Origin of the sequence: Bordetella pertussis 18323 (genome assembly GCF_000306945.1) — a bacterium.
Classification (GTDB): Bacteria; Pseudomonadota; Gammaproteobacteria; order Burkholderiales; family Burkholderiaceae_B; genus Bordetella; species Bordetella pertussis.
In genome coordinates, this window is record NC_018518.1 from 3,438,048 (window position 1) to 3,458,281 (window position 20,234).

At 61.8% G+C, this 20,234-nt stretch carries 13 protein-coding genes, 2 tRNA genes, 3 rRNA genes, 1 other RNA gene and 1 pseudogene; 5 read left to right on the forward strand and 15 right to left on the reverse strand.

Translation table 11 applies throughout. The features are described from left to right. Both mraZ and rnpB read right to left on the reverse strand, forming a co-directional pair. A complete protein-coding gene (gene mraZ, locus BN118_RS16220; protein WP_010931263.1) occupies positions 1 to 429 on the reverse strand; it encodes a division/cell wall cluster transcriptional repressor MraZ in 429 nt (142 codons plus the stop codon). A gap of 278 nt (positions 430 to 707) precedes the next feature. Further along, an RNA gene (gene rnpB, locus BN118_RS19305) (RNase P RNA component class A) lies at positions 708 to 1,125 on the reverse strand. A 106-nt stretch (positions 1,126 to 1,231) separates the two neighbouring features. Here rnpB and BN118_RS16225 point away from each other — a divergent pair. Next, a complete protein-coding gene (locus BN118_RS16225; RefSeq protein WP_014906027.1) occupies positions 1,232 to 3,040 on the forward strand; it encodes an ATP-binding cassette domain-containing protein in 1,809 nt (602 codons plus the stop codon). A gap of 39 nt (positions 3,041 to 3,079) precedes the next feature. Here the strand turns inward: BN118_RS16225 and pyrC are convergent, their stop codons facing one another. Then, on the reverse strand, positions 3,080 to 4,159 hold the full coding sequence (gene pyrC / locus BN118_RS16230; RefSeq protein WP_010931265.1) for a dihydroorotase: 1,080 nt from the start codon (positions 4,157 to 4,159) through the stop codon (positions 3,080 to 3,082). Further along, entirely contained in the window at positions 4,156 to 5,349 is a 1,194-nt protein-coding gene (locus BN118_RS16235; protein WP_003820761.1) for a M20 aminoacylase family protein, read from the reverse strand. The genes pyrC and BN118_RS16235 overlap by 4 nt, the downstream gene beginning before the upstream one ends. 149 nt (positions 5,350 to 5,498) lie before the next feature. Between BN118_RS16235 and BN118_RS16240 the strand changes: the two genes are divergently transcribed. Beyond that, positions 5,499 to 5,777, forward strand: coding sequence for an SWIB/MDM2 domain-containing protein (locus tag BN118_RS16240; protein ID WP_003814592.1), 279 nt, complete (start codon positions 5,499 to 5,501; stop codon positions 5,775 to 5,777). Positions 5,778 to 6,105: 328 nt separating this feature from the next. On the opposite strand, the gene BN118_RS16245 is transcribed toward BN118_RS16240, so the two are convergent. From BN118_RS16245 to BN118_RS16275, 7 genes are all read right to left on the reverse strand, one after another. Then, complete coding sequence (locus tag BN118_RS16245) at positions 6,106 to 6,498, reverse strand: DUF4870 family protein (RefSeq protein ID WP_003814593.1); 393 nt, start codon at positions 6,496 to 6,498, stop codon at positions 6,106 to 6,108. 564 nt (positions 6,499 to 7,062) lie between these two features. Beyond that, positions 7,063 to 7,175, reverse strand: a 5S ribosomal RNA gene (gene rrf, locus BN118_RS16250). Between the two features lie 175 nt (positions 7,176 to 7,350). Continuing rightward, a 23S ribosomal RNA gene (locus BN118_RS16255) occupies positions 7,351 to 10,232 on the reverse strand. 314 nt (positions 10,233 to 10,546) lie between these two features. Beyond that, positions 10,547 to 10,622, reverse strand: a tRNA-Ala gene (locus BN118_RS16260). A gap of 20 nt (positions 10,623 to 10,642) precedes the next feature. Beyond that, positions 10,643 to 10,719 (reverse strand) — tRNA-Ile (locus tag BN118_RS16265). Between the two features lie 97 nt (positions 10,720 to 10,816). After that, a 16S ribosomal RNA gene (locus BN118_RS16270) occupies positions 10,817 to 12,347 on the reverse strand. Together the 16S, 23S and 5S rRNA genes with 2 tRNA genes alongside form the textbook arrangement of a ribosomal RNA operon. Before the next feature lie 875 nt (positions 12,348 to 13,222). Then, the gene (locus tag BN118_RS16275) at positions 13,223 to 13,699 is read right to left on the reverse strand and encodes an Lrp/AsnC family transcriptional regulator (protein ID WP_003820758.1); all 477 of its coding nucleotides are present in this window, start codon (positions 13,697 to 13,699) and stop codon (positions 13,223 to 13,225) included. A 152-nt stretch (positions 13,700 to 13,851) separates the two neighbouring features. Here BN118_RS16275 and hppD point away from each other — a divergent pair, with 152 nt between their 5' ends. Continuing rightward, complete coding sequence (gene hppD, locus BN118_RS16280; RefSeq protein ID WP_014906029.1) at positions 13,852 to 14,964, forward strand: 4-hydroxyphenylpyruvate dioxygenase; 1,113 nt, start codon at positions 13,852 to 13,854, stop codon at positions 14,962 to 14,964. 67 nt (positions 14,965 to 15,031) lie between these two features. Here the strand turns inward: hppD and msrA are convergent, their stop codons facing one another. The 3 genes from msrA to ilvD are packed head-to-tail and all read right to left on the reverse strand — an operon-like array spanning position 15,032 to position 17,620. Continuing rightward, positions 15,032 to 15,592, reverse strand: a complete 561-nt coding sequence (gene msrA, locus BN118_RS16285) for a peptide-methionine (S)-S-oxide reductase MsrA (RefSeq protein WP_010931268.1) — start codon at positions 15,590 to 15,592, stop codon at positions 15,032 to 15,034. Positions 15,593 to 15,615: 23 nt separating this feature from the next. After that, positions 15,616 to 15,948 carry a c-type cytochrome gene (locus tag BN118_RS16290; protein WP_010929235.1) on the reverse strand — a complete coding sequence of 111 codons (333 nt, stop codon included), beginning with the start codon at positions 15,946 to 15,948 and terminating at the stop codon, positions 15,616 to 15,618. After that, the gene (gene ilvD, locus BN118_RS16295) at positions 15,932 to 17,620 is read right to left on the reverse strand and encodes a dihydroxy-acid dehydratase (protein WP_010931269.1); all 1,689 of its coding nucleotides are present in this window, start codon (positions 17,618 to 17,620) and stop codon (positions 15,932 to 15,934) included. The genes BN118_RS16290 and ilvD overlap by 17 nt, the downstream gene beginning before the upstream one ends. Positions 17,621 to 17,739: 119 nt before the next feature. Here ilvD and lgt point away from each other — a divergent pair, with 119 nt between their 5' ends. After that, positions 17,740 to 18,528, forward strand: coding sequence for a prolipoprotein diacylglyceryl transferase (gene lgt / locus BN118_RS16300; protein WP_003820749.1), 789 nt, complete (start codon positions 17,740 to 17,742; stop codon positions 18,526 to 18,528). Here the strand turns inward: lgt and BN118_RS16305 are convergent. Beyond that, a pseudogene (locus tag BN118_RS16305) lies at positions 18,503 to 19,138 on the reverse strand (SIMPL domain-containing protein); the annotation flags it as partial. The gene lgt and the pseudogene BN118_RS16305 overlap by 26 nt on opposite strands. A 97-nt stretch (positions 19,139 to 19,235) precedes the next feature. On the opposite strand from BN118_RS16305, the gene BN118_RS16310 reads away from it, so the two are divergent. Further along, entirely contained in the window at positions 19,236 to 20,186 is a 951-nt protein-coding gene (locus BN118_RS16310) for an IS481-like element IS481 family transposase (RefSeq protein WP_005012808.1), read from the forward strand. Positions 20,187 to 20,234 lie beyond the last annotated feature (48 nt).

The following is a 20,234-nucleotide window of genomic DNA, read 5'->3' on the forward strand; positions in this document are numbered from 1 at the left end:
TCAGAACGAAAACTGATTCAACACATCCGGCATTCCCTGAGCCAGGTCCTCTGCCTCTCGGCGGGCCAGGGAAGCGGCATCCCAGAGCTCGAAGTGCGCGCCCATACCGAGCAGCATCACATCGCGCGTCATACCGGAAGCGTTGCGCAGCTCAGGAGCGATCAGAACCCGACCCGACCCGTCGATGTCCACGTCCTGCGCGTTGCCCAACAGCAGACGCTGCAGCGCACGCGCCGACATGGGAAACGCCGCGATCTGCGCGCGCTTCTCTTCCCACTCGGGACGCGGATACACCAACAGGCAGCCATCGGGATGACGGGTCAGGGTCAACCGGCCTTCGGCACGGTCCATGAGCGCGTCACGATGCCGGGTCGGAATCGAGATCCGCCCCTTAGCATCCAACGTGAGTGCGCTGCTTCCCTGGAACACCCGTTTGCCCCACTTAGTTGCACAAATTCCTACTTTTTCCCACTCTACGGGAAGCAACTTCATGGGTCAAGGCCGTGGTTGCAATTTTTTCAATCACAACAAGGACTTAGAGCCAATTGTAAAAACGGCGCGCGGAAAACTTGCTGATAAATCAGCAGCTTGCGCCGACTATTAAATGTCATTCATCAGAAGTAGGGCCTGGGCGCGTGCTTTCATTGTTTTACGTAGGGCGCCGTAAGCCAGCCGGCCGGATTCCGGCCGGCTGTCATGAAAATGCAGTGCAGAGCAGATCTATAGGCCGGATTCTGTACGCCGGGTTTCCCCGGCGGGCAATCATTCCTCTTGGCGAACCATTGCTGGACCGCTCCAGCCACCTACCCGCATGCTTGGACGGAGCCGCCCTTCCCGGCCTTACGGCCGTACGCATGCCTATTTGATGTTGCTCCGGATAGAGGTTGCCGCGTTTCACCCTGTCATGCCGCCGCCCGTTTCCGGACGGCGCGGCACGGAGATGGCCGTGCCGGTGCGCGCCAGGCGCGCCCTCATGACAGACTCGTCTCTGTGGCCCTGTTCCTCGGCTTTTCCGGCGGGCAAGCCCGCCAGCGTCGCCGGACGGCCGTTAGCCGCTATCCCGCCCTGTGGAGTCCGGACCTTCCTCGAAGGATTTGCATCCCCCGCGATTGCCCGATCTGCCCTGCGAGCGGCATTTTAGTACAGTCGGCGCCCCGGCTCCCGGCCGCGCGCTGCCCGCCCCGCGCGTTCCTGCGACAATACAGGCCAATACGCATCACTCTGTCTGTCCATGGCCCTCGCTTCCCTTATTACGCTTACCGACGTTCAACTGGCCTACGGCCACCACCCCTTGCTGGACCACGCCGATTTCGCCATCCAGGAAGGCGAGCGCATCGGCCTGATCGGGCGCAACGGCGCGGGCAAATCTTCGCTGCTGCGCCTGCTCGATGGCCGCACGCAGCCCGACGACGGCGACATCGCCCGCAGTTCGGGCCTGCGCGTGGCCACGGTCGAGCAGGAACCCGCACTGGATGAAACCGGCACGGTGTTCGACGTCGTGTGCGACGCCCATGCCCATCCCGAAGACTGGCAGCGGCCGGCGCGCGTACGGGCCGCGCTCGAACGCCTGGGACTGCCGGCCGAAGCGGCGATCGCCAGCCTGTCCGGCGGCATGCGCAAGCGCGTCGCGCTGGCGCGCGCCCTGGTCGACGAACCCGACCTGTTGCTGCTGGACGAACCGACCAACCACCTGGACTTCGACGGCATCGCATGGCTGGAAGCCATGCTGCGCAACTGGAAGGGCGCGGCCGTCATCATCACCCACGACCGGCGCTTCCTCGACGCGGTGGCGACCCGCATCGTCGAGCTCGACCGCGGCCGCCTGCTCAGCTTTCCCGGCAATTTTTCGCAGTGGCAGGAGCGCAAGGCGCAGTGGCTCGAAGCCGAGCGCCTGGAGCAGGCCCGCTTCGACAAGCTGCTGGCCCAGGAAGAAGTCTGGATCCGCAAGGGCATCGAGGCGCGCCGCACCCGCAACGAAGGCCGCGTGCGCCGGCTCGAACAGCTGCGCGTCGAACGCGCCGAGCGCCGCGAACGCGTCGGCAACGTCAGTCTGGCGCTGGCCCAAGGCCAGCGTTCGGGCAAGCTGGTCGCCGAACTCCAGGACGTCGGCAAGGCGTTCGGCGACAAGGTCGTGGTGCACGACTACTCGACCACCATCCTGCGCGGCGACCGCATCGGCATCGTCGGCCCCAACGGCGCGGGCAAGACTACCCTGCTCAAGCTGCTGCTCGGCGAACTGCCGCCCGACAGCGGCACGGTGCGCCAGGGCAGCAACGTCTCGGTGGCCTATTTCGACCAGATGCGCGCCCAGCTCGACGAGAACGCGACGCTGGTGGACATCATCAGCCCAGGCAGCGAGTGGGTGGAGATCGGCGGCGCGCGCAAGCACGTGATGAGCTATCTCGGCGACTTCCTGTTCTCGCCGGCCCGCGCCGGCTCGCCCGTCAGCAGCCTGTCCGGCGGCGAGCGGGCCCGCCTGCTGCTGGCGCGCCTGTTCGCGCGCCCGGCCAACGTGCTGGTGCTCGACGAACCCACCAACGACCTGGACATCGAAACGCTGGAACTGCTGGAAGAACTGCTGCAGGAATACGCCGGCACGGTGCTGCTGGTCAGCCACGACCGGGCCTTCCTGAACAACGTCGTCACCCAGACCATCGCCGCCGAAGGCGACGGCCGCTGGCGCGACTACGTCGGCGGCTACGACGAATGGCAGGCGCAACGGCCCGCCCAGGCCGCCGCGCCCAAGGCCGAGAAACCCGCCGAAACCGCCAAGCCCGCCGCGGCGCGCCCCAAGCCGGTGCGCGCGGCACGGCTGAGCGCCTGGGATCTGCGCGAACTGGAAGCCCTGCCCGATGCCATCGCCACCATCGAGGCCCGTCAGGCCGAATTGAGCGGCAAGCTGGCCGACGGCAGCCTGTACCGCGACGCGCCGGACGAAGTCGAACGCATCAACGCGGAACTGGCCACCCTGGAAAGCGAACTGGAAGAAAAATTCGCGCGCTGGGAACTCCTGGAAGCGCGTCGGGGCGACTCCGCCTGACACGCAGGCCGGGCCTCGCAAGGTCCGGCCTGCCCTGGCTCAGGCCAGGGCCCGCCAGCCGAGCGACTCGCCGCCGGACAGCGGCACCAGGGTCGTATCGCCGAACGCGACCTCCGCCGGAATTTCGTAGGCTTCGCGCCGCAGCGTGAGCGTACCCGTATTGCGCGGCAGGCCGTAAAAATCCGGGCCGTGGAAGCTGGCAAAGCCTTCCAGCCGATCCAGGCGGCCGACCGCGTCGAACGCGGTGGCGTAAAGCTCCATTGCATGCAGGGCCGTATAGCAGCCCGCGCAACCACAGGCATGTTCCTTCAGGCCGCGCGCATGGGGCGCGCTGTCGGTACCCAGGAAGAAACGCGGACTGCCGCTGGTGGCCGCCTCGACCAGGGCCTGGCGATGCACCTCGCGCTTGAGGATCGGCAGGCAATACCAATGCGGCCGCACGCCGCCCGTGAAAATCGCATTGCGGTTGTAGAGCATGTGCTGCGGCGTGATGGTCGCGGCGGTGGGTCCTTCCGCGTCGCGCACGTAGTGGGCGCCTTCCCGGGTCGTGATGTGCTCGAACACCACCTTCAGGCCGGGATACGCGCGCCGCAGCGGCTGCATGACACGTTCGATGAACACCGCTTCGCGGTCGAACACGTCGATCGCCGGATCGGTCACCTCGCCGTGCACCAGCAGCGGCATGCCGCAGCGCTCCAGCGCAGCCAGCGCGGCGCCGCACTTGCCCAGCAGGTCGGTCACGCCGGCATCGGAGTTTGTGGTGGCCCCGGCCGGATACAGCTTGACCGCGGCGACCTGCCCGGACTCATGCGCGCGCACGATTTCCTCGGCCGGCGTGTTGTCGGTCAGGTACAGCGTCATCAAGGGCGTGAAGGCAGCCGTATCGCCACCCGCCTTGCGCAGCGCCGCTTCGATCCGCGCGCGATAGACCAGCGCCTGCTCGGTGGTGGTCACCGGCGGGCGGAGGTTGGGCATCACGATGGCGCGCGCGAACTGCCGCGCCGTATCCAGCACCACCGCCTCGAGGGCGCTGCCATCGCGCAGGTGCAGGTGCCAATCGTCCGGGCGGGTGATGGTAAGTTCTGTAGCGTGTTGGTTGGACATGGAAGCGGGCCTCAATCGGCCAAAGGCATGCCGCGCTCGGCCAGCGCGCTGAACATTGCGCTGCCCAGGGGAATCACGGCATCGTTGAAATCGAAATGGCTATTGTGCAGCACACAGCCCGACTCGGCGCCGCCCTGGCCGAGCCGGAAATACGCGCCGGGCCGCATCTGCAGCATAAACGAAAAATCCTCCGAGCCCATCGAGGGCACCAGATCACGCACCACGTTCTCGCGGCCGATCATCTCGGTGGCGATATCGGCGACCAGGTTGGCGTGCTGCGGCGTATTCAGCGTGGCCGGGTAAATGCGCTCGTAGAGCACTTCCGCCGTGGCGCCGAACGCGCTGGCGATGGCGCTGGCCAGTTCACGCATGCGGGACTCCACCATCTCCTGGACGGAACGGCGGAACGTGCGCACCGTGCCCACCATCCGGGCCTCGCGCGGAATCACGCTCATCGCGCCCGGGTGGCCGGCCTGCACCGAACCGATCGACAGCACCGCCGAATCGAGCGGATTGACGTTGCGCGACACGATGGTCTGCAGCGCGGTAATCAGGTGCCCCGCCACCGTGACCGGATCGATCGTCTGATAAGGATGCGCGCCATGGCCGCCGCGGCCGTTGATCGTGATCTCGAAACGATCGGCCGCCGCCATCATCGGACCCGGATTGATCCCCACCGTGCCCGGCTTGAGGCCCGGCCAGTTGTGCAAGGCGTAGATCGCGTCGCAGGGAAACGTATCGAAGAGCCCGTCGTCGATCATCGCCTTGGCGCCGCCGCGCCCTTCCTCCGCCGGCTGGAAGATCAGTACGGCCGTGCCATCGAAATTGCGGGTTTGCGCAAGATACTTCGCCGCCCCGATCAGCACCGCCGTGTGGCCGTCATGGCCGCAACCATGCATCAGGCCCGGTTTCGTCGATTTGTGCCCGAAATCGTTGTCCTCGGTCATCGGCAGCGCGTCCATGTCGGCACGCAGGCCGATCATGCGGCCGCTGTCACATGTACGGCCACGGATGACCCCCACCACGCCCGTCTTGCCTATCCCGCGATGCACCTCGATGCCCAGCGCTTCCAGCGCGCCGGCGACAATGCCCGAAGTACGGACCTCCTCGAACCCCAGCTCGGGGTGGGCATGCAGATCGCGCCTCAACGCCGTCAATTCGTCATGAAACAGCCGGATGGATTCGAGCGGGGAACGGGCGTACATGGGCAGTTACAGGTTGCTGTCCCGAGGGGGACCGATCAGTAATTTTAGTTGCTACAGAGGATAAATGGCTTTGTCTTTAGGGGAGAGACACGTTATGCTGCGGCCCGCAGGACTATTTTTCCAACAAGCCAGAGAAGGAGCGCCGCATTATGGCCACACCCTCCAAAACCGCGACCGCACGCAAGCCGAACGCCGCGTTCATGAAGCCCCTGACCCCCAGCGCCGAGCTGGCCGCTGTCATCGGCTCGGAAGCCGTGCCGCGTACCGAGGTCACCAAGAAGATCTGGGATTACATCAAAAAGCACAACCTGCAGGATGCCAGCAACAAGCGCAACATCAACGCCGACGCCAAGCTGCGCCCCATCTTCGGCAAAGACCAGGTCACGATGTTCGAACTGACCAAGCTGGTCAACGCGCACCTGAAGTAATCGATCGGGCCAAAGGGCGTACGGCGTACGTCCCTTCCCGTCTCAGTGCCGGGCCTGCCGCAACAGCGGGCATTCGGTTGGCACAATCCGCTTCAAGCAATCTCCGCACGCGCTGGCCCACATCCGGTCCGCACTGCCTCGCAGCTGTTCCCCTGCCTCCCCCCCCCCCACGCGAACATCCGCAGCACCGCCAGACGGCCCCTGCCGCACCCCGCTGCACCCTGCTGCATCCTGCTTCTGCTGCGAGCTGTACACACCAGCCGCCTGCAAACGAAAACGGCTGGCACGAAGCCAGCCGTTGCGAGCGGAACCGCGGCCTGCACCCGATTCAGGTGTAGCTCGACGGCGCATTGCCTTCGAGCAAGGCCAGCCAGCCCTTGATCAGGCGATACAGCACCCATACCACCGTTGCCACCACGCCGATCCAGCCGATGAAAATCAACGTGGCGATGGCGCTGATGGCCAGCCACAGCAAGGCCCACCAGAAGGTGCGCAGCAGCCAGTCGAAATGACTCGCGTACATCGTGCCCGCGGTGTCGCCGCGCTTGACGTACATCAGCACTACGGCAGCCAGCGTGGCTATACCCAGAAAACCGCCGGTCAAAAAGCCCAGCGCGTACAGACCGTAAGCCACATGGGTAAGCGTGCGCAGATCCGGGGCACCGCCCGGCTGAAGGGTCTGGGGGTCACTCACGATTACTGCTCCATCGAATAAGTTCACAGCAATCTTACCGCAAGATGCACACCCGCCTCGGCCGGCGTTGTTATTTGTAGACGGCGTCCTGTTCAACGCTGTTGACGGCGGTTCACTCCGTATTGACGACGACTCGCGAGCCTTGGAAGAATTGCCGCCGTGCGTGGGCAAGGCGCTTGAAAGTGCACGGCACGGCCAGGCCAGCAACACCTCATCCGCATCGCCGTGACCTCGTCCGGACATCGCTTCGGCCTTGCGTTGCCACGCCTGAGGCATCCGGAATACCTTGCCTGTCTCGCATCCGGTGGAGTCACGGTTGGCGGGAGTGATGCCGAGGCAGGATTCCACAGCGTGTGTCTGTCCCCGCAGGGGGACTGACACACGCTGCAGGCGGTTCGTCAGAAGATGGGGATGTCTGCAGGTGCCTGTCCCCCTGCGGGGACAGGCACCCGGGCCGCAGGTATCCTTCCCCCCGCAGGGACAGGCCCCCCGGCCGCGGCTGTCGTGCCCGTTGCGGGGCCAGCCGCCTGGGCGTACCCCCAAAAACAAAACCCCGCGAGCCGTGAGGCTGCGGGGTTTTGAGCAATAAAAGCCTGACGATGACCTACTTTCACAGATGTACATCCACTATCATCGGCGCGAAGGCGTTTCACTGTCCTGTTCGGGATGGGAAGGAGTGGGACCACCTTGCTATGGTCGTCAGGCGTAACCGGCTAAGCGGTTGACGCAGGGTCAACGGCTTGAATTTGGAAGAAGCACAGCGTGCGCCTGGCAGTCGGTTGGGACTGGCAGCGACGCGGGTTGCGTGTGTATGTTGTGTTGGTATGAACGGCGCTGGCGCTTACTGTCCAGCGGTAATAATTAAGACTTGAGAGTTATAGGATCAAGCCTCACGGGCAATTAGTATCGGTTAGCTTAACGCATTACTGCGCTTCCACACCCGACCTATCAACGTCCTGGTCTCGAACGACCCTTCAGGGGGATCTAGTCCCCGGGATACCTAATCTTCAGACGAGTTTCCCGCTTAGATGCCTTCAGCGGTTATCTCTTCCGTACTTAGCTACCCGGCAATGCCATTGGCATGACAACCGGTACACCAGAGGTACGTCCACTCCGGTCCTCTCGTACTAGGAGCAGGCTCCGTCAAGTATCCAACGCCCACGGCAGATAGGGACCAAACTGTCTCACGACGTTTTAAACCCAGCTCACGTACCTCTTTAAATGGCGAACAGCCATACCCTTGGGACCGGCTACAGCCCCAGGATGAGATGAGCCGACATCGAGGTGCCAAACACCGCCGTCGATATGAACTCTTGGGCGGTATCAGCCTGTTATCCCCAGAGTACCTTTTATCCGTTGAGCGATGGCCCTTCCATTCAGAACCACCGGATCACTATGTCCTGCTTTCGCACCTGTTCGACTTGTCAGTCTCACAGTCAAGCACGCTTATGCCATTGCACTATCAGCACGATTTCCGACCGTACCTAGCGTACCTTCGAACTCCTCCGTTACGCTTTGGGAGGAGACCGCCCCAGTCAAACTGCCTACCATGCACTGTCCCCGATCCGGATAACGGACCAAGGTTAGAACCGCAAACAAACCAGGGTGGTATTTCAAGGATGGCTCCCTCGAATCTGGCGACTCGAGTTCTGCGCCTCCCACCTATCCTACACAGGCCGGTTCACAGTCCAATGCAAAGCTACAGTAAAGGTTCATGGGGTCTTTCCGTCTAGCCGCGGGTAGATTGCATCATCACAAACACTTCAACTTCGCTGAGTCTCAGGAGGAGACAGTGTGGCCATCGTTACGCCATTCGTGCAGGTCGGAACTTACCCGACAAGGAATTTCGCTACCTTAGGACCGTTATAGTTACGGCCGCCGTTTACCGGGGCTTCGATCAAGAGCTTGCACCCCATCACTTAACCTTCCGGCACCGGGCAGGCGTCACACCCTATACGTCGACTTTCGTCTTTGCAGAGTGCTGTGTTTTTAATAAACAGTCGCAGCCACCGATTCTCTGCGACCCCTTCATGCTCAGCGCGCAGGCGCTTCACACTACCAGGGTATACCTTCTCCCGAAGTTACGGTATCAATTTGCCGAGTTCCTTCTCCTGAGTTCTCTCAAGCGCCTTGGAATATTCATCCCGTCCACCTGTGTCGGTTTGCGGTACGGTCTCGTACAGCTGAAGCTTAGAGGCTTTTCTTGGAACCACTTCCAATCACTTCGCGAGACTTGCTCGCTCGTGCCACACCCTTGATTCTCGCGCCCGGATTTGCCTAAGCGCCATCTTCAATGCAGCAACAGGGACGTCCAACACCCTGATGACCTTCCGCGATCCGTCCCCCCATCGCACTGTACGACGGTGCTGGAATATTAACCAGCTTCCCATCAGCTACGCATCTCTGCCTCGCCTTAGGGGCCGACTCACCCTGCGCCGATGAACGTTGCGCAGGAAACCTTGGACTTACGGCGAGGGGGCTTTTCACCCCCTTTATCGCTACTCATGTCAGCATTCGCACTTCTGATACCTCCAGCAGCCTTTACAAGCCACCTTCGCAGGCTTACAGAACGCTCTCCTACCGCGCGCACTAAAAGTGCACACCCGCAGCTTCGGTTTATCGCTTAGCCCCGTTACATCTTCCGCGCAGGACGACTCGATCAGTGAGCTATTACGCTTTCTTTAAAGGGTGGCTGCTTCTAAGCCAACCTCCTGACTGTCTATGCCTTCCCACTTCGTTTCCCACTTAGCGATAATTCGGGACCTTAGCTGGCGGTCTGGGTTGTTTCCCTCTTGAGTCCGGACGTTAGCACCCGGTGCTCTGTCTCCCAAGCTGTACTTGCAGGTATTCGGAGTTTGCCATGGTTTGGTAAGTCGCCATGACCCCCTAGCCATAACAGTGCTCTACCCCCTGCAGTAATACTTGAGGCACTACCTAAATAGTTTTCGGAGAGAACCAGCTATTTCCAGATTTGTTTAGCCTTTCACCCCTATCCACAGCTCATCCCCTAGTTTTTCAACACTAGTGGGTTCGGTCCTCCAGCACGTGTTACCGTGCCTTCAACCTGGCCATGGGTAGATCATCTGGTTTCGGGTCTACACCCAGCGACTGGACGCCCTATTCGGACTCGCTTTCGCTACGCCTTCCCTATTCGGTTAAGCTCGCCACTGAATGTAAGTCGCTGACCCATTATACAAAAGGTACGCCGTCACCCCATAAAGAGGCTCCGACTGTTTGTATGCATACGGTTTCAGGATCTATTTCACTCCCCTTCCGGGGTTCTTTTCGCCTTTCCCTCACGGTACTGGTTCACTATCGGTCGATCACGAGTATTTAGCCTTGGAGGATGGTCCCCCCATCTTCAGACAGGATTTCACGTGTCCCGCCCTACTTCTCTTACGCCTAGTTCCACACTCTGCATTTCGTCTACAGGGCTATCACCTGCTACGGCCGGACTTTCCATTCCGTTCGACTATGCAAAATGCTAAATCGTAAAGGCTCTTCCGATTTCGCTCGCCACTACTTTCGGAATCTCGGTTGATTTCTTTTCCTCGAGCTACTGAGATGTTTCAGTTCACCCGGTTCGCCTCCACTGGCCTATGTATTCAGCCAGGGATACCGCTTGCGCGGTGGGTTTCCCCATTCGGATATCTGCGGATCAATGCTTGTTTGCCAGCTCCCCGCAGCTTTTCGCAGGCTACTACGTCCTTCATCGCCTGTGATCGCCAAGGCATCCACCATATGCACTTAGTCGCTTGATCCTATAACACTAAAGTCTTATAGGTGCTGTTCATTCGCGCTTGTGCCGTTCATAAGTTCAAAGCATCTGACCAAACGCTTGCGCGCCCAGCCAGTTCTTGAGACTTGGAACAAAATCATGCAATCACAACCCGTATCCGTCTTCATCGACTCGCGCCGACTACTAAACGAACACTTTACGTTGTGCTTCTTCCAAATTGTTAAAGAACATATATAGCTGTCGGGCCAAAACCCAACGCTTAACACTGACTCGCAGCACTAAGCGTTGCTCTCTCGCCTTCTGGTCTCGCCCCACACCCATCCTCTGGACAGGCTTTGGTGGAGGTGAACGGGATCGAACCGATGACATCCTGCTTGCAAAGCAGGCGCTCTCCCAGCTGAGCTACACCCCCATTTCCCTCTCAGGAAACCTTGGTGGGTCTGGTTGGATTCGAACCAACGACCCCCGCCTTATCAAGACGGTGCTCTAACCGACTGAGCTACAGACCCGCGAAACCTTTCTCTCTCGGATCAGCAGCCACCGATCCAGCAGCTATATAACAACAACCGATAAGCGTGGACACTTGACACGAGCACTCAAGCTCTTAAAGGAGGTGATCCAGCCGCACCTTCCGATACGGCTACCTTGTTACGACTTCACCCCAGTCATGAATCCTACCGTGGTAATCGCCCCCCTTGCGGTTAGGCTAACTACTTCTGGTAAAACCCACTCCCATGGTGTGACGGGCGGTGTGTACAAGACCCGGGAACGTATTCACCGCGACATGCTGATCCGCGATTACTAGCGATTCCGACTTCACGCAGTCGAGTTGCAGACTGCGATCCGGACTACGACCGGGTTTCTGGGATTGGCTCCCCCTCGCGGGTTGGCAACCCTCTGTCCCGACCATTGTATGACGTGTGAAGCCCTACCCATAAGGGCCATGAGGACTTGACGTCATCCCCACCTTCCTCCGGTTTGTCACCGGCAGTCTCATTAGAGTGCCCTTTCGTAGCAACTAATGACAAGGGTTGCGCTCGTTGCGGGACTTAACCCAACATCTCACGACACGAGCTGACGACAGCCATGCAGCACCTGTGTTCCGGTTCTCTTGCGAGCACTCCCAAATCTCTTCGGGATTCCAGACATGTCAAGGGTAGGTAAGGTTTTTCGCGTTGCATCGAATTAATCCACATCATCCACCGCTTGTGCGGGTCCCCGTCAATTCCTTTGAGTTTTAATCTTGCGACCGTACTCCCCAGGCGGTCAACTTCACGCGTTAGCTGCGCTACCAAGGCCCGAAGGCCCCAACAGCTAGTTGACATCGTTTAGGGCGTGGACTACCAGGGTATCTAATCCTGTTTGCTCCCCACACTTTCGTGCATGAGCGTCAGTGTTATCCCAGGAGGCTGCCTTCGCCATCGGTGTTCCTCCGCATATCTACGCATTTCACTGCTACACGCGGAATTCCACCTCCCTCTGACACACTCTAGCCCGGTAGTTAAAAATGCAGTTCCAAGGTTAAGCCCTGGGATTTCACATCTTTCTTTCCGAACCGCCTGCGCACGCTTTACGCCCAGTAATTCCGATTAACGCTTGCACCCTACGTATTACCGCGGCTGCTGGCACGTAGTTAGCCGGTGCTTATTCTGCAGGTACCGTCAGTTGCACAGGATATTAGCCCGTGCCGTTTCTTTCCTGCCAAAAGTGCTTTACAACCCGAAGGCCTTCATCGCACACGCGGGATGGCTGGATCAGGGTTGCCCCCATTGTCCAAAATTCCCCACTGCTGCCTCCCGTAGGAGTCTGGGCCGTGTCTCAGTCCCAGTGTGGCTGGTCGTCCTCTCAAACCAGCTACGGATCGTCGCCTTGGTAGGCCGTTACCCCACCAACTAGCTAATCCGATATCGGCCGCTCCAATAGTGCGAGGCCCGAAGGTCCCCCGCTTTCCCCCGTAGGGCGTATGCGGTATTAGCCACGCTTTCGCGTAGTTATCCCCCGCTACTGGGCACGTTCCGATACATTACTCACCCGTTCGCCACTCGCCACCAGGCCGAAGCCCGTGCTGCCGTCCGACTTGCATGTGTAAAGCATCCCGCCAGCGTTCAATCTGAGCCAGGATCAAACTCTTCAGTTCAATCTCTGTGTGTGGACCCTGATCGAAACCAGGATCCGTATCGCTTGCTCAAAGGAAGTGAGGTTTAAAAAACCTTACTTCATTCAGTGAGCACTTGATAATGCTTTGCTTTCGATGACGACCGTAGCCACCACCGTGCGCTCGCACCAAGTGCCCACACTTATCGGTTGTTAAATTGTTAAAGAGCGGTCCTGCCAACCGGCCTTCCGACCGGCGCTGCGTTTTCAGCAGCAGAGAAACGAGATTATGAAGAAGTTTTTTCAGCTTGTCAAGTCGGCCTCGCCTGCTCCGCACCTGACTCACCCCCTTCCTCAAGGCCTGCGCCTCTCACCTGGCACTTCTCGAAACCCCAGCACCCGCGCCGATCGGCATCAGGGTTAACCCTTAGGTTTCGGCAACTGCCAAGCCCGAAACTATAACACGACTTTTGCAGAATTTGCAACCCGAAGGCAGCGATTCGTTAACCGTCGTGCAACAACACCTGCCAGAACCCCGGGAACCGCCACATCGGCATAATCCCGCCCGCCCTGCCCCGGTGCTGCCCGCGCCTCCTGCCCTGGCTTGCCGGCTCCCGCACCTGGGCGGAGATCCTGCAAACCGCATGATTCGCGGTTCCGGCTTCGTCGCGCTGAAAGATCAGTGCGGCGAAGAAGCGAGACTATAGCACAGAAAAAATTCGTACGCTGGCGCTATGACACCAATTTTGCAGTTTCATTAATTATTTTGTGCGCCCGCGCTGTTTTCCCTCTGGAATGAACCGCCCCCCTTTTTATCAAGGGCCGGCCGATGGCGACCGCGCGGCGCCCTGCCATGGCCCTATATATATGGACAGGCCGCGGCGCGCGGCGCCATGCCCCCTATATATACAGCGCCCGCTATATGCGCAGCTCGGTGGTTTCCTTGATCTGCTGCAGTGCGAAGTAGGATTTCATGTCGACCACGGCCGGATGCTGCATCAGGGTGTCCATGGCGAACCGGGAGAAGTGCGCCAGGTCCGCCACCTGGATGCGCAGCAGATAGTCCATGTCCCCCGACATCGCGTAGCACTCCACCACTTCGGGCCATAATTGGACATCCCGGGCGAAATTGCCCATTGGCGCGTGGCTGCCGCCGCTGTGCTTGTTCAGCTTGATGGTGACGTAGGCCAACAGACCCAGCCCGACTTTCTCGGCATCGACCAGCGCCACGTAGCGCTTGATATAGCCCTGCTCCTCCAGGCGCCGTACCCGGCGCAGGCACGGACTGGGAGAAAGCGAAACCCGTTCGGCCAGCTCCTGGTTGCTGAGCCGCCCGTCGCGCTGCAATTCGGCAAGAATTCGCCGATCTGTCCTATCCAACTCAACTCCTAGCATCATCAGCCCCAAATTTGATCAGTACGGCAATATTATTGCCGATAATAGACTTTTCCAGGGCATATTTGCAATCGCCTGCCCGCCTTCGCTGCCTACAATCTGCGTTCTGGTTTCAAGCAAATTGATTGCACAACATACAAGGGAGAGCAGCCATGGCTGAGAATTTCCAACCCTGGGAAAATCCGATGGGTACGGCCGGTTTCGAGTTCATCGAATACACCGCCCCCGATCCTGTCGCGTTGCGCAAGGTTTTCGAACTGCTGGGCTTCAAGGCCATCGCGAAGCACCGGCACAAGGATGTGACGCTGTACCGTCAGGGCGGGGTGAACTTCCTCATCAACGCCGAACCCGATTCGTTCGCCCAACGCTTCGCGCGCCTGCACGGCCCGTCGATCTGCGCCATCGGCTTTCGCGTGCAGGACGCCAACAAGGCCTACAAGCGCGCGCTCGAGCTCGGCGCGTGGGGGTTCGACTCGCATAGCGGCCCGATGGAGCTGAACATACCGGCCATCAAGGGCATCGGCGACTCGCTCATCTATCTGGTGGATCGCTGGCGCGGCAAGCAGGGCCATGGCGGCATCGGCGACATCAGCATCTACGACGTCGACTTCGAGCCGATCGATCGCGATACCGCGCAGACCGACCTGAACCACACCGGCGCCGGCCTGACGCTGGTCGACCACCTGACGCACAACGTACACAAGGGCCGCATGGCCGAGTGGTCCGAGTTCTACGAGCGCCTGTTCAATTTCCGCGAGATCCGCTACTTCGACATCGAAGGCAAGGTGACCGGCGTGAAGTCGAAGGCCATGACCTCGCCCTGCGGCAATATCCGTATCCCGATCAACGAGGAAGGCACCGAAGAGAAGGGGCAGATCCAGGAATACCTGGACCTGTACCGCGGCGAAGGCATCCAGCACATCGCGATGGCCACCGACGATATCTACCAGACGGTGGAAGCGCTGCGCCGCAACGGCGTGGTGTTCCTGGATACGCCGGACACCTACTACGAATTGCTGGACCGCCGCCTGCCCGACCATGGCGAGGACGTGACGCGCCTGCGGAAGAATCGCATCCTGCTCGACGGCGCGCCCGGCGGCGGACTGCTGCTGCAGATCTTCACGGAAAACCAGATCGGCCCGATCTTCTTCGAAATCATTCAGCGTAAGGACAACGACGGTTTCGGCGAAGGCAACTTCAAGGCGCTGTTCGAATCGATCGAACTCGACCAGATGCGCCGAGGCGTGGTCAAGCAGGTCGACTGAGCCCTGCCTGGCGCGAGTAAGGCCCACCCTCGCGGTGGGCCTTGTCATTTCGGGCGCGGCGGCGCGCTCAGCGTGCCAGGCGGTCCTGGAACTGCTTGCGGAACTTGGCGACCTTGGGCGCGATGACGAACTGGCAATAGCCCTGCTCCGGATGCAGGGCGTAATAGTCGCGGTGATAGTCTTCGGCCGGCCAGAACTTCGCCGGCGCGAGCAGGCGGGTCACGATGGGGGCATCGAAGACCTGTTGCGCACGCAATTCGTCCATGACGGCTTGCGCCTGCTCGCGTTGCCGTTCGTCCTGCCAGAAGATGGCGGACTCGTACTGCGGCCCGACGTCATTGCCCTGGCGCCCCGGGGTGGTAGGATCATGGGTGGCGAAGAAGACCCGCAACAGATCGCCGTACGACAGCACGGCGGGGTCGAACTCGACGCGCGCCACTTCGATATGGCCGGTGTCCTTGCCGCAGACTTGTTCGTAGGTGGGATGCTCGACGTGGCCGCCGGCATAGCCGGGTTCGATGCCGGTCACGCCACGCAGGTCCTTGAAGACGGCTTCGACGCACCAGAAGCAGCCGCCCCCGAGAACGGCTGCTTCGGTGGCCGCGCCGGCCGGTTGGGATGAAGACATGGCTTTCGCTCCGGAAAGAATGCTCAGGGCTTGGCGGGCAAGGACAGGATCCACTCGGCCAGCGCATGCGCGTCGGCGTCGCTGACCTGCGGCTGGGCCGGCATGGGCACCGCGCCCCAGGCGCCGCGCCCGCCGCCACGGATCTTGCCCGCCAGATAGGCCGCGGCCTCGGACTGCCCCGCGTAGCGTTCGGATATGCTGCGCAAAGGCGGCCCCACCCGCTTGCTGTCGACCTGATGGCAGGCCATACAGTTCTTGTTGCGCGCCAGCGCCTCGCCCGCCGGCTGCGCGCCGGCGCTACCGCCGGCCAGACAGGCCAGGACCGCCCACGCGGCCAGACTACTCTTCAAATGCATCGGTTACTGCCCCACGGCTGGCGGTACAGGCCAGCTTGCCGAACTTGGCAAGCACGCCGCGCACATAGCGCGGCTTGGGCTGGGCCCAAGCCTTGCGACGAGCCGCCATTTCCTCATCGCTGATGTTGAGCAGCAGCAGCAGCAGCTGATGGGCATCGATGGTAACCGAATCGCCCTCGCGAATCAGCGCGATCGGCCCGCCAACGAACTCCTCGGGCGCCACGTGCCCGACCACCATGCCCCAGGTGCCGCCGGAAAACCGCCCGTCGGTGATCAGGCCGACGGTTTCGCCCAACCCCTGGCCGACCAGCGCGGAAGTCGGCGCGAGCATCTCGCGCATGCCTGGACCGCCCTTGGGGCCCTCGTAGCGTATCACCACCACATCGCCATCGCGGATGCGGCGGTCCATGATGGCGGCCATGGCATCGTCTTCGGAATCGAACACGCGCGCCGGGCCGGTAATGACCGGATTCTTCAACCCGGTGATCTTGGCCACGCAGCCTTCCGGCGAAAGATTGCCCTTGAGTATCGCCAGGTGCCCCTGTGGGTAGAGCGCGCGTTCGATGGGCATGATGACGTCCTGCCCGGGCGGCGGCGCATCAGGTACGTTCGCCAGCGTCTCGGCCACGGTCTTGCCGGTGATGGTGATGCAATCGCCATGCAACAGGCCGGCGTTCAGCAGGATCTTCATCACTTGTGGAATGCCGCCGGCGCGATGCAGGTCGGTCGCCACGTACCTGCCGGACGGCTTGAGATCGCAGATGACCGGCACGCGCTTGCGGATGCGCTCGAAGTCGTCGATGTTCCACGGCACTTCCGCCGCGTGGGCGATGGCGAGGAAGTGCAGCACGGCGTTGGTCGAGCCGCCCGTGGCCATGATCACCGCCACGGCGTTCTCGATGGAGGCGAGGGTGATGATGTCGCGCGGCCGCAGCTGGCGCCGCACCGCCTCGACCAGCACGCGCGCCGATTCCGCCGCCGACGCGACTTTCTCCTGGTCCTCGTTGGCCATGGTGCTGGAATAAGGCAGGCTCATTCCCATGGCCTCGAAGGCCGAGCTCATGGTGTTGGCCGTGTACATGCCGCCGTAGGAACCCGACCCGGGGATGGCGCATTGCTCGATGGCCTTGAAGTCGGTTTCGTCCATGCGGCCCATGGTGTATTCGCCGACGGCCTCGAACACCGATACGATGGTCAGGTCCTTGCCCTTGTAGTGGCCGGGCTTGATGGTGCCGCCATACACGTAGATGCCGGGCACATTCATGCGCGCGAGCGCCATCATGCCGCCGGGCATGTTCTTGTCGCATCCGCCGATGACCACCACGCCATCCATCCACTGCCCCTGCGCGGCGGTCTCGATGCAGTCGGCGATGACCTCGCGCGACACCAGCGAATACTTCATGCCTTCGGTGCCCATGGACATGCCATCGGAAATCGTCGGCGTGCCGAACACCTGGGGGTTGGCGCGGGAGACGCGGATGGCCTCGATCGCCGCGTCGGCCAGGCGCTGCAGCCCGCTGTTGCATGGCGTGATCGTGGAATGTCCGTTGGCCACGCCGATCATCGGATTCTGGAAATCCGCCTCGGTGTAACCCAGCGCGTAGTACATGGCCCGATTGGGCGCGCGCGCCACGCCCTCGGTAATGTGACGGGAACGATTGTTGTCGGACATGGTCTTGTCTCCAGGTGCGTAGGCCCATGCCGGGCCGGCCAGATCGCTGTCGGAAGGCAGCGCTACGGAACAACACGCTCGCCGGTTATTATCGGACATCTTCTTGCGCCAGGCGGAACATGCTTCAGTACCCTCAAATCGACCCCGTAGCCCTGCGTATCGGCCCGCTCGCCATCCATTGGTATGGATTGATGTATCTGATCGGCTTCGCGCTGGTCTATGCGTTCGGCCGCCGTCGCATCACGTCAGGCCATACGACCTCGATGACGGTGCGCGACCTGGAAGACCTGATTTTCTACAGCGTGCTGGGCGTGGTGCTGGGCGGGCGGCTGGGCTATGTCCTGTTCTACAAGCCCGCCCACTATCTGGCCAACCCGCTGGAGATTTTCTATCTGTGGGAGGGCGGCATGTCGTTCCACGGCGGCCTGATCGGCGTCATCGTGGTGATGCTGCTGTTCGCCCACAAGAAGCGGCTGGGCTTTTTCACCGTGAGCGATTTCATCGCGCCGCTGATTCCGCTGGGTCTGGCCGCCGGCCGCCTGGGCAATTTCATCAATGGCGAATTGTGGGGCCGGCCGACCGACGTACCCTGGGCGATGATCTTCCCGCAATCGGGCGACGGGCTGCCGCGGCACCCGTCCCAGCTCTACGAACTGGGCCTGGAAGGCATCGTCCTGTTCGCGCTGCTGTGGTGGTATTCGAGCAAGCCCCGCGCGGCGGGGCAGGTAAGCGCCATGTTCCTGATGGGTTATGGCGCATTCCGGTTCCTGGTGGAGTTCACGCGCGAACCGGACAACTTCCTGGGGCTGCTGGCGGCCGGACTCAGCATGGGGCAATGGCTGTCGATACCCATGGTGCTGGCCGGCGCCGGCCTGTACCTGTTTACTGCAAGGCCACCGTCCCGTTGACGGCGATGCTGACGGTGACTTCGCCCGCCTCGAGGGGAGCCTCGGGGTTGGGCGCGCCGCCGCCGGCATCCTTGGCCATCATCATCTGCGCGCCCACCGCGCGCGGGACGGGCGCCCCGCCGCTGCCGCCCAGGTCCAGCTTGATCAGGCGATAGCCCGAAAAGCCGAAGGCATTGGCCGCGGCCAGCGCGCGCTCGCGAAACGCCGTGGCGGCCTGGCTGAGCAGCTTGCGCTCCTCGGCTTCGCGGCCGGCGCGCGACAGCTGGAAACTGATGTTGGTGATGGCGGTCTTGTCGCCCAGCTTGGCAGCCAGCGCCGAGGCCGCCTGGAAGTCCTTGGACTCGAGCACGACCTCGCCCTGGCCGCGCCAGTTGATGACCTTGCCCTTGGAGTTGGTATTGGGCCACACGTTGTAGCCGCCGGTGCGCACGTCGATGTTCTTGGCGCCGCGCGCGCGCTTGACGACGTCCTCGAGCGCGGCCGACAGCTTCTTGCCGGCGCCCGGCTGGTCATTGGCCTCGACCTCGGCGGACAGGGTGATGCGCACCGTATCCTGCTTGACCTCGGAAGACGCGGTTGCCTGCAGCGTCAGCTCGGGCGCGCGGCTAGCTGTGAAGATTCAATAGGTTGTATGCATGGTTCATCCGAACCGGATTTGAGAAACTGGAAATCGCCAACCCCCCAGTTCACTCAAGGAGCCCGGCCGGATGAACACCCATAAGCATGCCCGATTGACCTTCCTACGTCGACTCGAAATGGTCCAGCAATTGATCGCCCATCAAGTTTGTGTGCCTGAAGCGGCCCGCGCCTATGGGGTCACCGCGCCGACTGTGCGCAAATGGCTGGGCCGCTTCCTGGCTCAGGGCCAGGCGGGCTTGGCCGATGCGTCCTCGCGCCCGACGGTCTCGCCCCGAGCGATTGCGCCGGCCAAGGCGCTGGCTATCGTGGAGCTGCGCCGCAAGCGGCTGACCCAAGCGCGCATCGCCCAGGCGCTGGGCGTGTCAGCCAGCACCGTCAGCCGCGTCCTGGCCCGCGCCGGTCTGTCGCACCTGGCCGACCTGGAGCCGGCCGAGCCGGTGGTGCGCTACGAGCATCAGGCCCCCGGCGATCTGCTGCACATCGACATCAAGAAGCTGGGACGTATCCAGCGCCCTGGCCACCGGGTCACGGGCAACCGACGCGATACCGTTGAGGGGGCCGGCTGGGACTTCGTCTTCGTGGCCATCGATGACCACGCCCGCGTGGCCTTCACCGACATCCACCCCGACGAGCGCTTCCCCAGCGCCGTCCAGTTCCTCAAGGACGCAGTGGCCTACTACCAGCGCCTGGGCGTGACCATCCAGCGCTTGCTCACCGACAATGGCTCGGCCTTTCGCAGCCGCGCCTTCGCCGCGCTGTGCCATGAGCTGGGCATCAAGCACCGCTTTACCCGACCTTACCGCCCACAGACCAATGGCAAGGCCGAACGCTTCATCCAGTCGGCCTTGCGTGAGTGGGCTTACGCTCACACCTACCAGAACTCCCAACACCGAGCCGATGCCATGAAATCCTGGCTACACCACTACAACTGGCATCGACCCCACCAAGGCATCGGGCGCGCTGTACCCATCTCCAGACTCAACCTGGACGAATACAACCTATTGACAGTTCACAACTAGCGCCGTCGGCCTGGGCCTGCGGCGCTGCCGCGGGCGGCTGCGATTGGG